This window comes from Streptomyces sp. AJS327 (assembly GCF_013450295.1).
In the GTDB taxonomy this organism is placed as follows: Bacteria; Actinomycetota; Actinomycetes; order Streptomycetales; family Streptomycetaceae; genus Streptomyces.
In genome coordinates this window covers 188,191-203,116 of the sequence record NZ_SKBR01000003.1, presented here as the reverse complement: position 1 = coordinate 203,116, position 14,926 = coordinate 188,191, and the positions used below count along the sequence as shown (strand labels likewise).

Sequence of the window (14,926 nt, the reverse complement as noted above, 5' to 3'; positions counted from 1 at the left end):
AAGTCCCCCATGGCACATGAAGTTTTCACGTCACACACAAGATGAGCACGTACCGGTGGTGTTCCGGCCACCCTCCACCGGAGGCGGAGGGACGAATTCCGAACGCCCCGTCACCGCGTCACGGGCGCGTCCGCCGGAGCGCGCGGGCCCGGTCCCAAGCCCTGCCGGTGCGCCCGGACGACCCCTCGTTCGCGTTCCGTTACGCCCGTGGGGCGTGTGTGGGGCGTGTGTGGCGGGGCCTCCGGACCCGTGGGGGAGCCGTGCGGAAGCGGAGTGTCCGGGGGGTCCGTCACCGTGTGCTGGGGTGGGTCGTTCCGGAGCCGGTGACGACCCGAGGTGTCGGAGGACGTGAACGGGGGGAGGGATGGTTTCTGGCGCCTCCCCGAGGTTGCCACCGGCGGCGACCACCCCGCGTCGGAGTTGACGGAGGATCCCCTACTCCCCTGTCCACGATGCGAGTTGACGCTCCGTGACTCCGCAGGCGCTACACGAATGGCTGACCTATGCTGTCTCCGGTCAGGTCGGCCTCCGGTTGCGCCGCCCCGGCCGTTCCGGACGCGGGACGGTGGGAGGCTCGGGGGTGTGCCGTGGCTGCCGCCCGCCCTGGAGGGTAGGGCCGCACCGTGATCTGCCAACTCGGAGGCATCGTGACGCTAGACCCCAACTCGCCCGACTCCGTCGGTTCCGCTTCGCCTCCGCCGGGGTGTCCGGCGCACGGAGCGCCCCGGCTCGACGCGATCGAGGGGGCCTCCGAACGCGCCGCGCTCTACGAGCGGTTGCGCGGGGAGTACGGCGCGGTCGCTCCCGTGCGTATCCCCGGGGACCTTCCCGCCTGGCTGGTCCTGGGCCACCGCGAGGTACTGGAAGTGGTCCGCACGCCCTCGAAGTTCTCCCGCGACTCCCGGCTGTGGACCGCCGTGCGGCAGGGCCAGGTCACCCCGGAACACCCGCTGGCCCCGGTCACCGCCTGGCAGCCGGTCTGCTCCTTCGCCGACGGTGAGGAGCACAAGCGGCTCCGCTCCGCGGTGACGCAGAGCATCGGCCGCGTCGACCGGCACGGCATGCGCCGCTATGTGAACCGTTTCACCGGGCAGTTGGTGCAGCAGTTCGGCACCACCGGCCGCGCCGACCTGGTCTCGCAGTTCGCCGCGCAGCTGCCGATGCTGGTGATGTCCCGGCTGATCGGGCTGTCCGAGCAGCACGGCCCGCAGCTGGTCACCTGGGTGCAGGACGTGATCCGGGGCACCGCCTCGGCGGGGGAGAGCAACACCCTGATCGTCTCGCTGCTGCGGGAGCTGGTGGAGCGCAAGCGCGGTACGCCGGGCCAGGACATCACCTCCTGGCTGATACTCCACGAGGAGGGGCTGGCCGACCACGAGGTCCTGGAGCACCTGCGGTTCCTGTTGATCTCAGCGAACACGACCACCACGAACCTGATCACGAGCACGCTCGTCGTCACCTTCACCGACCGGCGGCTGCGCGCCAACCTGGCCGGGGCGAGCATGACCCTGACCGACGCGCTCGACCAGGTGCTGTGGGACAGCCCGCCGATGACGGTGGTGCCGGGCCGCTGGGCCACCGGCGACACCACGCTGGCCGGTCAGGAGATCCGCGAGGGCGACCTGCTGCTGCTGGGACTGCTGGCGGGCAACTCGGACCCGGCCGTCCGCCCCGACCTCTCCGTTCCGGTGCACCGCAACCGCTCGCACCTGTCGTTCAGCGGCGGCCCGCACGAGTGCCCCGGGCAGGACATCGGGCGGGGTATCGCCGAGACAGGCATCGACGCCCTGCTGCACCTGCTGCCCGACCTACGGCTCGCGGTCGGGGAGGACGAACTGGAGTGGGACGACTCCTGGCTCTCGTCCCATCTGACGCATCTGCCGGTCGTGTTCACGCCGCGCCGGACCTCCGGCGAGCCCGTCGGGGTCTCGCCGGAGCCCGCGAACTCCGTGGTCCGGCAGGCGGCGATGTCCGTACCCGGGCAGTCGGCGGAGCTTCCGCCGGCCGCTCCCCCATCCCCCCCTCCCGCCCCCTCCACCGCGCCGTCCGGCGCGCACGAACCGTCGACGGCGGCCGACCCCCGGCAACGGGGCTGGCTGCGACGGAAGAACGCCACCCGGACCGGGCGGTGGAGCTGATGACCGAGGTGGACGTGAGATCCCAGCGACAGCTGCGAATACCCCCGCTCTACACGCCGTTCAGCCCGGCGATCCACCCGCACCACGAGGCCGTCAGCGCGCACACCCGCGCCTGGGCCGAGCGGTACCGCATCGGATCCCCGGCGCTCCGTGGCCAGTTGGTCAACCACGACATCGGCACCTTTGCCGCCCGGATCCTGCCCGAGGGGCGGGAGGAGGTGGTGGAGATACTGGCCGACTTCGTCCTGTGGCTCTTCGGCGTCGACGACGGCCACTGTGAGGTGAGCGAGGTCGACGGCGGTCTCGGCCCGGACTTCGTGACCCCGCTGGGCCGGTTGCTGCGCGTCGCGCAGGCTCCCCACTCCGCGGTGCTGCCCGAGGACGCGCTGGCCGACGGGCTACGTGACCTCCGCGCCCGGCTGGATCAGTGGGCCACGCCCAGCCAGCTGGCCCGCTGGATCCACGCGCTGCGCGAGTACTTCTACGCCGTCACCTGGGAGGCGGCCCACCGCGGCGCGGGCACCGTGCCGACGGTGGACGACTACACGGTGATGCGCCTGCACGACGGGGCCACCTCGGTGGTGCTGCCCCTGCTGGAGGCCGCGTACGGCTACGAACTGCCCTCCGGCGAGGGCGACCAGGAGCGGGTGCGGGCGCTGGAGGAGATGGCGTTCTTCGTCATCTGCTGGGACAACGACCTCTTCTCGCACCACAAGGAAGCCAAGAGCGGGGACTACTACCTCAACATCGTGCGGGTGCTGGAGTGGCACCACGGACTGTCCGCGCACGAGGCGCTGGTCACCGCCATCAGCCAGCGGGACCGGGTGCTCTGCCGCTACCTGGAGGTCAGCGCGGGAGTGCGGGCCACGGCCAGCCCGCGGCTGCGGCGCTACCTCGACAGCCTGGACGCCTTCATCCGCGCGGGACAGGACTGGGGCATCAGCTCCATCCGCTACACCACCCCCGACGATCCGGCCGCGTTGCCGAACACCTTCTCCGCCACCCCGACCGACGACGATCCGGCGCCGCTCGACATCCCGTCCATCACCTGGTGGTGGCAGAGCGCGCTGGACGGCGAGCGGACGCCCGTGTAGCGCGAACCGCCGCGCGCCGTCCGCCGGTCGAGGCGGAGCGCGCCGACGGGGCACCAGCGCGGGCGTCGGTACCACGTGACCGGAGACCGGAGCGCCACCCCTCCACACAGCACCAGCCGGGTCCGGGCGTTCGGTGCGGGAGGCCCGCGTCCGCGCGGGGCGTGTCCCGCGACCACACCGAGCGCCGGAGACCACAGGTGAGGATCCGCACCAGCACCACACACGCCGAGAGGACCCCCCAATGCCGCCCTCGCTGAAGCACCTGCCCCGCGCCCCCGGACACCTTCCCGTGCTCGGACACACCGCGGCCCTGTGGCGCAAACCGCATGCCTTCCTCAAGGGGCTGCCGGAGGCGGGCCCGCTGGTCCGCATCCATCTGGGCACCATGCCCATCTGCTTCGCCACCTCGTCCGAGCTGACCTACGAGGTGCTGGCGACCAAGGGCCGCTATTTCGAGAAAGGGCGGCTTTTCGACCGGATGCAGCCGCTGGTCGGCCGTGGCCTGGCCACCGCGACGGGTGACGTGCACCGGCAGCACCGCCGCATGATCCAGCCCGTCTTCCACCACGAGCGGATCGCCGACTACACCCGCATCATGGCCCGCCAGGCGGAGGCCCTCGCCGACTCCTGGGAGCCGGGACAGCGGCTCGCGGTGGAGGAGGTGATGGGCAGCCACACCATCGAGACGCTCGCCGCCTGCATGTTCTCCACCGACATCGGCAAACCGGCGGTGGAGGTGATCGGCCGGGACGTGCCGACCGTCCTGAAGATGATGCTGATCCGGGCGGTCTCCCCGAAGATCCTCGACCGGGTGCCGCTGGGCCCGAACCGCAAGTTCGACCTCGCCGCCGCCCGGCTGCGGAAGGTGCTCGACGAGGTGGTCACCGCCACCCGGGAGGCCGACCGTGACCCGGAGGACCACCCCGACCTGCTGTCCATGCTGCTCGCGGCGCGGGACATGGACAGCGGCGACGGGCTGACCGACCGGGAGGTCCGCGACGAGTTGATGACGATGCTCGTCGCGGGTACCGACACCGCCGCGGCCACGCTCGCCTGGACCATGCACGAGGTCGGCCGTCACCCCGAGGTGGAGCAGCGGCTGCTGGAGGAGGTCGACACGGTGCTCGGCGGGCGGCCCGTCACCCACGACGACCTGCCGAAGCTGGTCTACCTCCGGCAGGTGATCGACGAGGTGGTCCGGCTGCACGGGGTCACCCTGCTGATGCGCCGCGCGCTGGAGCCGGTGGACCTCGGCGGCTACACCATCCCGGAGGGCACGGAGGTGGGGATCAGCCTGTACGCGCTGCACTACGACCCCGAGCACTACCCGGACCCCCACCGGTTCGACCCCGAGCGTCAGGTCCCGGAGCGGATGCGGGAGTTGCCGCGGGGGGCCTACATGCCGTTCGGCGCGGGCAGCCGGAAGTGCATAGGGGACAGCTTCAGCTGGGCCGAGATCCTGGTCACCCTGGCGACGCTGTTTCAACGCTGGCGGCTGCGCCCGGTGCCGGGGCACACCGTCAAGGAGGTGATCGCGGGGATGGCCGGCCCGGACCACGTGCCCATGACGGTCACCGCCCGCTGACGGGGACGGCCGCGCGCCCCGGTGACCACCGGGGCGCCCCGGCGCGTTCGGCCCGTCACCCGGCGCTGTCCCGCGCGACCGTGCGGTGCGGTCCGGTGCGGGCCGGGGCCCCGTGGCAGACAGGCGGTTCGGCCGCGTCCGGCATGCCGTCCCAACGACCGGGAACCCGCGCGGAGTTCGGTCCCGACCGGGAGGGTTCCGAGACGTCACAGGCGCGGTCGGGCAGTCCGACGCCGGGCACCGGGCCCGAGTTGTTGGAGTGGTCCGGGTCCCGCGTCTCGGCGGTGGCGGTCGCGCGGTTCAGGATCTCGCCGCCGTCCCCGGCGTAGCCCGGGTCGAGCCGGACCGTGACGCGCCGCACGACGGTGCCGTCGTCCGGCAGTTCGCCGTGCGGCGGGCAGCTGACCCGCTGGCCGTGCGCGGTGCAGCCGTCCCGCGATCCGGCGAACCCCAGGGCGGGCGGCAGCGTGTCGGACAGCCGAACCGTCCGCGCCGTCGAGGGGCCCTTGTTGGTGACGGCCAGGTCGTAGGCGAAGGTCTCGCCGGGCGCCACCCGGTCGCCGGTGACGGGCCGTTTGGTGACCGCCAGATCGGCCGTGGGCCGCTTCACGAACTCGCCGGGCACCCCCGCCAGATCGCCGTTGTTGACGGGGTCGGGGTCCGGGTGGTCGCTCTCCACCGTCGCGTGGTTCTCGACGTCCTCGCCCGTCCCCCGGTAGGAGGGCGCGAGCCGGACGGTCAGGGTGTAGATCGCGGCCTCCCCGGCGTGCAGCTGGTCCAGGGCGGGGCACCGCACCCGCCGGCCGTCGACCGGGCAGTCCACCGGCGCCGGTTCGGCCCGTCCGGGCGGCAGGACCCGGGCCCGTACGTAACGGAGCGTCTCCGGCAGGTTGTCGGTCACCCGGACCCCGGTGGCGGTGGCCGTCCGCTCGGTGTTCCGGACGACCAGCGTGTACTCGAAGGTCTCCCCCGGGGCGATCGGATCGTCCGAGGCGATCTCCTTGGTGAGCGCCAAGTCCACGGTGACCGGGGCCCGCTGGCCCTCCCGGCCGGCCGTGTGCTGCCCGGCGGCGACGGCGGGGTGGAGGGCGGACGCCAGCACCGCCACGACCAGGGCCACGGCCGTCCGGGCCGCGCCGCGCGGCCGAGCCGGGCGGCGGCCGCGCCCCGGCGCCCGCCGTACGCCGTCGCCCCGGGCGCCGGGGGCCTGCCGGGTGCTGCCGCGCTGTCTTCCCTGCCTCATGTCACTCCCGGGTGCTGAGGAGCGCTGGCCGCCACGGGCCGCGCCTCGTACCGACGGACGCCCGGGGCGAGCCGCGGATCGTCACTCGCAGTCCGGACTCTTCCGTGTGGCCGGGCGGGCGCTGCACGGGAGGAGGGCTTATCACCTAGTTGCGTCCGATAAGCCTTTGAATGGGGGACGCTGCCCGTCGGGCGGCCCGCGAGGGCCGCGCCGCCCACGCGGAGCCGAGGGGCCCGCGCCGCGTGGCGGTGGTCCGCTACAGGTACAGCTGGCGGTTGCAGCGTTCGCAGTAGATCTTGCCACCACGGCGCACCGTGCCGGGGTGCGTGCACGGCTTGGGGGTTGACGGCTTCTTGGTTTCGGGCATGGTCCTGTCCGGTATCCCGTTCGGTGGTCTGGGATAGACCAGGGTGTGCCAGAGTCCGAACGACGGGGGTCACCCACGCCGAGGCGGTCCCGGAATCGGAGTGGATCCCTGGTCCAGTGCCCCGCGGGCCGCTTCCCCGGCGGCAGACGGCTGCCACACGGTCCGAGGCCGGACACGCCATCACAGTTCGCTCGTGCCCGGCAAGCGGGCGGACGTGCCCGCGATCGCCCGCGGCGGGCCGCGCGGCCCGCCCGCCGTGGACCGCGTCTCAGGTCCGAGGGGTGGTGAGGGCGCCGCCGCGGACTATGCCCGCGCACGGCAGATTCACCCGACGGTGTGAGCCCCGCGCCAGGTGTCCACCGACCGTCTCGCCCTGGACTGCCCACCGGTGGCCCACTGATGCCCACCGACTGCCAGCCGCCGATGGTCCGTCGGCCCCGCTGGCTGGATCGCCGCACCGGTCGGCGGACGCGCGGGCCGCCCGGGCCCAGGCCCATCCGCCGTACGGCGCCGAGGTGTTCGGGCAGCCGCTGGCCACGGGCCTCCGGGGTGCTGCCCGGTGGGGAGTAGGCGGGCAGCAACCCGGGCCCGCGCGCGGGACGCGCTTCCGGCCGCCAGCCCGCGCCGCCGGTCGCCGTACGCCGCGGACCCGCCGGGACCCCGTGGGAACCACCGCTTCCGGTCAACCGGCCGTCGTGGCGGGGGTGCTGGCGTGGCGCGGTGCGCGTTCCGCGCGGAGGGGAGGCCATTCCACATGTCCGCCGCCCCCGTTGCCCAGAGGGCGGACGCCCGCAGAACGGGAGCCCCGGACTCCGCCTACCGGACACCGGACTCCGTGCCCCAGGACGGTCCGGGGCGGCCGCGCACGACGAAGCCGCGCACGACGAAACGGTCCGGACGCGGGCGCGTCCGGACCGTTCGGTGGAGGGCGGGCTGGTGTCTCTGGCCGAGGCCGGGGTGGGGGACCGACCCGGGGACGGGGCGGGATACCGGGCTGTTCAGCGCAGCTCGGCGGCCAGGCTCTTCCCGCGCTCGCCCGCCGCCTCGTGCGCCGCGGCGCGGGACTGCGCGGCGAGGTCGATCAGGGACTCCATGCCGGGGGTGGTGGGGGCCAGGGTCAGCTCGGGGACGATGAACTCGGTCGCCAGCCCCATCTCCTCGCCCAGCACCTTGCCCAGGTAGTTCAGCACGAACTCGAAGCTCTCCCGCGGGGTGCCCGGCCCGTAGCCGCCGCCCCGGCTCGCCACGACGACCGTCGGGGTACCGGCGGCCGTCCGCTCCGCCGCGGCGGTGGTGCGGCCCACCACGATCACGTGGTCCAGCCACGCCTTCAGCGTCGAGGAGATCGTGTAGTTGTACATCGGCGCGCCGATCAACACCGCGTCGGCCCGCTCCAGTTCACGGATGAGCGTCTCGCGCGGGGCGAAGGCCGCCTCCTGTTCGGGGGTGCGCTGCGCGGGCGGGGTGAAGCCCGCGACCGCCACGGTCTCGTCGAGGTGCGGCAGCGGCTCGGCGGCCAGGTCCCGGTATATGACGGTGCCCTCCGGGTGCTGCTCCTCCCACGCGTTTCGGAAGGAAGCGGTGACGTCGCGGGAGACGGACCCCTCGCGGGAGAAGAGGGACGCGTCCAGGTGCAGCAGCGTGGCCATGCGGAGACTCCTTGTAGCGCATAAGTAGGTGTGCTGACGTACGTGACTATTAATAGCACAGCTGCTTACTTTTTTTCATCTCCTGCTTCCGGGGTAGTACCCTGGCGCGATGAGGGGGCCACGGCAGCCGACGCGGGAAGGGGGTCCGATGTCAGAGTCCACGCCGGGCGAGGGGACGATCTGCACGGAGCCGACGGCCGACATCACCCGTGTCTTCCAGCTGCTCGGCAAGCGCTGGACGGGCCTGATCCTCGCCGCGCTGATGAACGGCCCGGGACACTTCACCGAGCTGCGCCGCGCCGTCCCCGGGATCAGTGAGCGCATGCTGTCCGGCCGGCTCTCCGAGCTGGGCGCGCTCGGCCTGGTCGCCCGCCGGGTCGAGGACGGCCCCCCGCTGCGGGTGCACTACACCCTCACCGAGGCCGGAGCCGCGCTCCGCCCGGCGATGGTCGAGCTGACCCGCTGGGCCGAGGGGCACCTGCCGCAGGGCGGTTCCGGATGCCCGGAGGAGTTCCGCGACTGAACTGACCCCTCGCGACCTCCCGGAGGGGGTCGCTCAGGGGCGGGACGCGGTGCCGAGCCGGTGAGCCGGGCGGCCAGAGCGCCTCAGGCGCCGCGGGCGATCAGACGGACGGGGTGACGGTGTCGTCCGCGGGGATCACGGCCCTCACGGTGGCCGTCAGGGGGTGCGGATCGCGGCGGTCTCGGGGGCTGAGGCCCGGGGCGGTCGCGGTGGCCGGGGTGGCTGCGCTGGTCGTGGGCGCGCGGGTCAGCCGTACATCCGGCGCATGGCGAAGTCGACCATCTCCTCGACGGCCTTGGCGTCGAAGACCACGCGGTGCTCACCCTCCATGTCCAGTACGAAGCCGTACCCCGAGGGCAGGAGGTCCAGCACCTCGGCGCCGGTGATCACGAAGTACCGGGACTCCTTGCCCGCGTAGCCCCGCAGCTCCTTGAGGGTGCTGAACATGGGGATCACCGGCTGCTGGGTGTTGTGCAGCGCCAGGAACCCGGGGGTCTCACCGCGCGGGCAGTACACCTTCGCGGTGGAGAAGACGCCCTGGAAGTCCTCGGCCGTCATGGTGCCGGTGGTGAAGGCCCGCACCGCCTCCTGGAGGGAGGGTGGCGAGGGCTCGGGGTAGAGCGGCTGCTGCGGCGGTTGCCCGTAGTGCGGGGGCGGGGGCCCGTGGGGTGCGGTGTACTGCTGTTGCCCGGGGTGGCCGGGGTGACCGGCGTGGGGGTAGCCGTGTCCCGCGGAGGCCGTCTGGTCATAGCCGTACATGCGGGAAAGAGTAACGAGTCACAGACCGGCGATGAGGGGTTGCTTCTTATTACCGGCGGGTAGCATGATGTGGAACGCTGAGCAGTTACGCACGAACGAGCCTTACGGAGCCGTCGCCATGGGGCACTACAAGTCGAATCTCCGCGACATCGAGTTCAACCTCTTCGAGGTGCTCGGTCGCGACACGGTGTACGGCACCGGGCCGTTCGCCGACATGGACGTGGAGACCGCCAGGAACGTGCTGGACGAGATCTTCCGTCTCGCCGAGAACGAGCTGGCCGCGTCGTACGAGGACGGGGACCGGAACCCGCCGGTCTTCGACCCCGAGACGAACACCGCACCCGTTCCGGAGAGCTTCAAGAAGAGCTACCAGGCGTACATGGACGCCGAGTGGTGGCGGCTCGGCATCCCCGAGGAGATCGGTGGCACCACCGCCCCCCGCTCGCTGCTCTGGGGCTTCGCCGAGGCGATCCTGGGCTCCAACCCGGCCCTGTGGATGTACGCCTCCGGCCCGCCCTTCGCTGGCGTGCTCTACGACGAGGGCACCCCGGAGCAGAACAAGATCGCGAAGCTGATGGCCGAGCGGCAGTGGGGCTCGACCATGGTGCTCACCGAGCCGGACGCCGGCTCGGACGTGGGCGCCGGTCGTGCCCGCGCGGTACAGCAGGCGGACGGCACCTGGCACATCGACGGCGTGAAGCGCTTCATCACCTCCGGTGAGCACGACATGTCCGAGAACATCGTGCACTTCGTGCTCGCCCGCCCCGAGGGCCACGGCCCCGGCACCAAGGGCCTGAGCCTGTTCGTCGTGCCGAAGTACGACTTCGACTGGGACACCGGTGAGCTGGGCGAGCGCAACGGCGTCTACGCCACCAACGTCGAGCACAAGATGGGCCTGAAGGTCTCCAACACCTGTGAGCTGACCTTCGGCGCCAACACCCCGGCCAAGGGCTGGCTGCTCGGGGAGAAGCACGACGGCATCCGCCAGATGTTCAAGATCATCGAGTTCGCGCGGATGATGGTCGGCACCAAGGCGATCGCCACCCTCTCCACCGGCTACCTCAACGCGCTGGAGTACGCCAAGGAGCGGGTGCAGGGCGCCGACCTGGCCCAGTTCACCGACAAGACCGCTCCCCGGGTGACCATCACCCACCACCCGGACGTGCGCCGCTCCCTGCTGACGCAGAAGGCGTACGCCGAGGGCATGCGGTCGCTGGTGCTGTACACCGCCAGCGTGCAGGACGAGATCGTCGTCAGGGAGCACAACGGCGAGGACGCCTCCGCCGCGCACGCCCTGAACGACCTGCTGCTGCCGATCGTCAAGGGCTACGGCTCGGAGAAGTCCTACGAGCAGCTGGCGCAGTCCCTCCAGACGCTGGGCGGCTCCGGGTACCTCCAGGAGTACCCGATCGAGCAGTACATCCGGGACGCCAAGATCGACACCCTCTACGAGGGCACCACCGCCATCCAGGGTCAGGACTTCTTCTTCCGCAAGGTGGTCCGGAACCAGGGCCAGGCGCTGACCGCGCTCTCCGAGGAGATCAAGAAGTTCCTGGCCGAGGCCCCCGGCGGGGAGGAGCTGGCGCGCTCCCGCGAGCAGCTCGGCAAGGCCGCCGCGGACCTGGAGTCCATCGTCGGCACCATGCTGACCGACCTGGCCGCCACCGAGCAGGACGTGAAGGCCATCTACAAGGTCGGTCTGAACACCACCCGGTTCCTGCTCACCTCGGGTGACGTGGTGATCGGCTACCTGCTGCTGCGCGGCGCCGCCGTCGCGGCCGAGCGGCTGCCGAACGCCTCCGCCAAGGACAAGCCCTTCTACGAGGGCAAGATCGCGGCGGCGAAGTTCTTCGCGGCGAACGTCCTCCCAGGTGTCGCCGTGCAGCGCGAGCTGGCCGAAGCCGTCGACCAGTCCGTGATGGAGCTCGACGAAGCGGCCTTCTGAGCCGCTCGCCGTCTCACCCCTCATCCGGAACATCCCGCTCCCGCCCATTGGGTGAGGGCGGGATGTTCCGCGTTCGTATGCTGAGGCCCATGAGTTCGCACCCCCACCCCCCGGCGGCCCCCTTCGGTCCCGGCCACACCGACGACCTGCTCGCGTTCCTGACGGCCTCGCCCACGCCCTACCACGCGGTCCGCAGTGCCGCGCGGCTGCTGGACGGGGCGGGCTTCCGGCAGCTCCACGAGACGGACGCCTGGGACGCCACCCGCGGGGGGAAGTACCTGCTGCGCGGCGGCGCCCTGATCGCCTGGTACGTGCCCGAGGGCGCGACGCCCGCCACCCCGTACCGGATCGTGGGCGCGCACACCGACTCCCCCAACCTGCGGGTCAAGCCGCTGCCCGACACCGGGGCGCACGGCTGGCGGCAGATCGCCGTGGAGATTTACGGGGGCACCCTGCTCAACACCTGGCTCGACCGCGACCTCGGACTGGCCGGGCGGCTCACCGTCCGCGGGGAGGACCCGCGCCGGACCACCACCGGGGCCCCGGCCGCCACGCACACCCGGCTGGTGAACGTGGACCGGCCGCTGCTGCGGGTGCCGCAGCTCGCCATCCACCTCGACCGGCAGGCCAACGACGGGCTCAAGCTGGACCGCCAGCGCCACATGACCCCCATCTGGGGGCTCGGTGAGCCACGCGAGGGCGACCTGGTCCGCTTCCTCGCCGAGGAGGCCGAAGTCCCGGCGGAGGACGTCCTCGGCTGGGACCTGATGGTGCACAGCGTGGAGCCGCCCGCGTACCTGGGCCGCGACCGGGAGCTGCTGGCCGGGCCCCGGATGGACAACCTGCTGTCGGTGCACGCCGGGGTGGCCGCGCTGATCGCCGCCGCCGAGCGCGGCGACCCGCGCCACATCCCCGTCCTCGCCGCCTTCGACCACGAGGAGAACGGCAGCCAGTCCGACACCGGCGCCGACGGGCCGCTCCTCGGGAACGTCCTGGAGCGCGCGGTGCTGGCGCGCGGCGGGGGGTACGAGGACCGCGCCCGCGCCTACGCCGGTTCGGTGTGCCTCTCCTCCGACACCGGGCACGCCGTCCACCCCAACTACGGGGAGCGGCACGAGCCGGGGCACCACCCGATGCCGAACGCCGGCCCCATCCTCAAGGTCAACGTCAACCAGCGGTACTCCACCGACGGGACCGGGCGGGCCGTCTTCGCGGAGGCGTGTGAGCGGGCCGGAGTGCCCTGGCAGACCTTCGTCTCCAACAACGCGGTGCCCTGCGGCACCACCATCGGCCCCATCACCGCCGCCCGGCACGGGATCTCCACCGTGGACATCGGGGTCGCGATCCTCTCCATGCACTCGGCCCGCGAGCTGTGCGGCGCCCGCGACCCATACCTCCTCGCCAACTGCCTCACCGCCTTCCTGGAGGGCTGACGTCCCGGAGCGCCGAGCCCCCCGTACGGGGGCGTCCTCGGGCGGAGGTACCGGACCCGGGACGGGGGCCGGTCGGGACGGGGCGGTGGGGGCGCTCGGTCGGCTAGCCCTCGTCCAGCCCGGCCAGCACCAGTGGCAGCCGATCCGCGCCCTCCGGGCCGATCCGCACCGGCACCCCCCAGTCCTGCTGGTGCATATGGCAGGCCGGGTACTCCTCGGCCTCCGCGCCGCCCGCCGGTTCGTCGCAGGACGCCGCCATCGCGGACACGTGGAGCACGCCCTCCGGCACCCCGTCGGCCAGCCGCAGTGTGCGGCGCAGCTCGGTGCCCCGGCCCGCCCCGTCCACCAGCAACTCCGGTGGGGTGGCGCTGACCAGCAGCCGGGTGGCCGGTCCGTACCGTTCGTCGAGCTTCTGGCCGTGGGGCGGCTGGAAGACCACCTCCAGCCGTACCTCGCCGGGCGCGAGCGCGGTCGCCTCCCGCCGGGTGCGGCGCGCGACGGCGTCGACCGGCACCGCCTCCACGGGCAGCCGCAGCCGGGTCAGCCGGTGCCGCGCCGACTCCACCACCAGGACCTCCGGCGGCCCTCCGCCCTCGCCACGCTCCGCGCCGCCGGGCGCGGGCGGGAGCACCAGGGCGTCGGACGGTTCCCTGAGGTCGGTCGCCAGGGTGCTCACCTCCTCGCTGACCGGGTCGTAGAGCCGGAGGGCGTGGTTGTAGGTGTCGCTGACGAGGACGGGGCCGGGCCCGCCGCCGGGGGCGGGCAGCGCGGTGACGCCCAGCGGGTGCTGGAGCAGCGCCTCGGGCGCCGGGCCGTCCCGGTGACCGAAGTCGAACAGGCCGCTGCCGACGGCGGTACGCACCGTCAGCTCCCGGTCGATCCAGCGGAGCGCGCTGGTCTCGGAGTCCGCGATCCAGAGCCGCTCCCCGTCGGACGAGACCGCCAGACCCGAGGGCTGCGCGAACCAGGCGGCCTCGGCCGGACCGTCGGCCAGGCCCTCGTTCCGGGTTCCGGCCACCGCCGCCACCCGTTCCGTCGCCGGATCGTACGTCCACAGCTGGTGGATACCGGCCATCGCGATCCACACCCGGTCCTGGAACCAGGCCACGTCCCACGGCGAGGAGAGCGGCACCTCGCGCGCCGGGCCGGAGGTGGGGTCCCCGGACATCCACTGCGCGCCCGTCCCGGCCACGGTCGTGACGGCGCCGGTGCCCGGATCGTAGATCCGCAGCGCGTGGTTGACCGTGTCGGCGACGATCACGCGGCCGTCCGGCAGCGGCGTCATGCCCTGCGGTTCGCTGAGCCGGACGGGGCTGTCGCTGAGCCCCCGCTCGCCGGTGCCGACACGGCGGATGACCGTCTCGCCGTCCGCCGCCAGCTCCACCAGCTGGTGCCGGGTGGTGTCCGAGACCAGCAACCGGGGGCCGGACTCCGGCTCGTCCGGGCCTCCGTCGCCGGACACGGTGGGGCGCGACGGCAGCGCGATCACCTTGCCGGGGAAGCGCAGGTGGGTCGGTTCCGGCTCGGGCGGTACGTACGGGCCAGCGCCCCGGCGCAGGGTGCCCTTCGTCGCGTGCTCCGCCTCCAGCTCGGTCACCAGCGCGTCGACGGCGTGCACATGGCCCTCTCCGGCGTGCTGCGCCACCACGTACCCCTCGGGGTCGATGACGACCAGCGTGGGCCAGGCGCGGATCGCGTACTGCTGCCAGGTCGCCAACTCCGGGTCGTCCAGCACCGGATGCTCGACGCCGTACCGCTCGACGGCGTCCAGCACCGCCTGGTGGTCCGCCTCGTGCGCGAACTTCGGCGAGTGCACCCCCACGACGACCAGGGTGTCCGGATGCCGGGCCTCCAGGGCGCGCAACTCGTCCAGCACGTGCAGGCAGTTCACGCAGCAGAACGTCCAGAAGTCGAGCACCACCAGACGGCCGCGCAGCTCCGCGAGGGAGAGTCGCCGGCCGCCGGTGTTGATCCAGGCGCGTCCGCGCAGCTCGGGCGCGCGGACGCGGGGGCGCTTGGTCATGTCTCCAGAGTGCCATCCCGGCCCGGGCGCTCCCGAGCCCCCGGAGACCAGGCCCGACGTGCGGTGGCCGGTGGGCCGGACGGCTGCCACCCGTGCCGCCCCCGGGGGGAGCGCGCCGCACTCCCGTACGTCGGTGACCTGGGGTGATGAGGGTCACGGCGGTCCGG

10 protein-coding genes are annotated in these 14,926 nt (G+C 72.9%); 6 read left to right on the top strand and 4 right to left on the bottom strand.

What is annotated here, in order from left to right; translation table 11 throughout:
* Window positions 1-647: 647 nt before the first annotated feature.
* The 3 genes from E0L36_RS18275 to E0L36_RS18265 all read left to right on the top strand — a co-directional run bounded on the left by E0L36_RS18275 (window position 648) and on the right by E0L36_RS18265 (window position 4,817).
* A complete protein-coding gene (locus tag E0L36_RS18275; RefSeq protein ID WP_180930209.1) occupies window positions 648-2,138 on the top strand; it encodes a cytochrome P450 in 1,491 nt (496 codons plus the stop codon).
* Window positions 2,138-3,232, top strand: coding sequence for a selina-4(15),7(11)-diene synthase (locus E0L36_RS18270; RefSeq protein ID WP_180930208.1), 1,095 nt, complete (start codon window positions 2,138-2,140; stop codon window positions 3,230-3,232). Before E0L36_RS18275 ends, E0L36_RS18270 begins: the two co-directional genes overlap by 1 nt.
* Window positions 3,233-3,473: 241 nt before the next feature.
* Complete coding sequence (locus E0L36_RS18265; RefSeq protein ID WP_180930207.1) at window positions 3,474-4,817, top strand: cytochrome P450; 1,344 nt, start codon at window positions 3,474-3,476, stop codon at window positions 4,815-4,817.
* A 55-nt stretch (window positions 4,818-4,872) separates the two neighbouring features.
* Here E0L36_RS18265 and E0L36_RS18260 read toward each other — a convergent pair whose 3' ends face one another.
* Together E0L36_RS18260 and E0L36_RS18255 are read right to left on the bottom strand one after the other, a co-directional pair.
* Entirely contained in the window at window positions 4,873-6,060 is a 1,188-nt protein-coding gene (locus tag E0L36_RS18260) for a DUF11 domain-containing protein (RefSeq protein ID WP_180930206.1), read from the bottom strand.
* A gap of 1,365 nt (window positions 6,061-7,425) precedes the next feature.
* The gene (locus E0L36_RS18255) at window positions 7,426-8,076 is read right to left on the bottom strand and encodes an FMN-dependent NADH-azoreductase (RefSeq protein ID WP_180930205.1); all 651 of its coding nucleotides are present in this window, start codon (window positions 8,074-8,076) and stop codon (window positions 7,426-7,428) included.
* Window positions 8,077-8,224: 148 nt separating this feature from the next.
* Here E0L36_RS18255 and E0L36_RS18250 point away from each other — a divergent pair, with 148 nt between their 5' ends.
* Entirely contained in the window at window positions 8,225-8,599 is a 375-nt protein-coding gene (locus E0L36_RS18250; protein WP_180930204.1) for a helix-turn-helix domain-containing protein, read from the top strand.
* Window positions 8,600-8,845: 246 nt separating this feature from the next.
* Here the strand turns inward: E0L36_RS18250 and E0L36_RS18245 are convergent, their stop codons facing one another.
* Window positions 8,846-9,358 carry an SseB family protein gene (locus E0L36_RS18245; protein ID WP_180930203.1) on the bottom strand — a complete coding sequence of 171 codons (513 nt, stop codon included), beginning with the start codon at window positions 9,356-9,358 and terminating at the stop codon, window positions 8,846-8,848.
* Between the two features lie 118 nt (window positions 9,359-9,476).
* Between E0L36_RS18245 and E0L36_RS18240 the strand changes: the two genes are divergently transcribed.
* Both E0L36_RS18240 and E0L36_RS18235 read left to right on the top strand, forming a co-directional pair.
* The gene (locus tag E0L36_RS18240; RefSeq protein WP_180930786.1) at window positions 9,477-11,303 is read left to right on the top strand and encodes an acyl-CoA dehydrogenase; all 1,827 of its coding nucleotides are present in this window, start codon (window positions 9,477-9,479) and stop codon (window positions 11,301-11,303) included.
* An 89-nt stretch (window positions 11,304-11,392) separates the two neighbouring features.
* Window positions 11,393-12,736 (top strand): M18 family aminopeptidase, encoded by a 1,344-nt coding sequence (locus E0L36_RS18235; RefSeq protein WP_180930202.1) that lies wholly within the window; start codon window positions 11,393-11,395, stop codon window positions 12,734-12,736.
* Window positions 12,737-12,839: 103 nt separating this feature from the next.
* On the opposite strand, the gene E0L36_RS18230 is transcribed toward E0L36_RS18235, so the two are convergent.
* Window positions 12,840-14,759 carry an NHL domain-containing thioredoxin family protein gene (locus E0L36_RS18230; RefSeq protein WP_180930201.1) on the bottom strand — a complete coding sequence of 640 codons (1,920 nt, stop codon included), beginning with the start codon at window positions 14,757-14,759 and terminating at the stop codon, window positions 12,840-12,842.
* Window positions 14,760-14,926 lie beyond the last annotated feature (167 nt).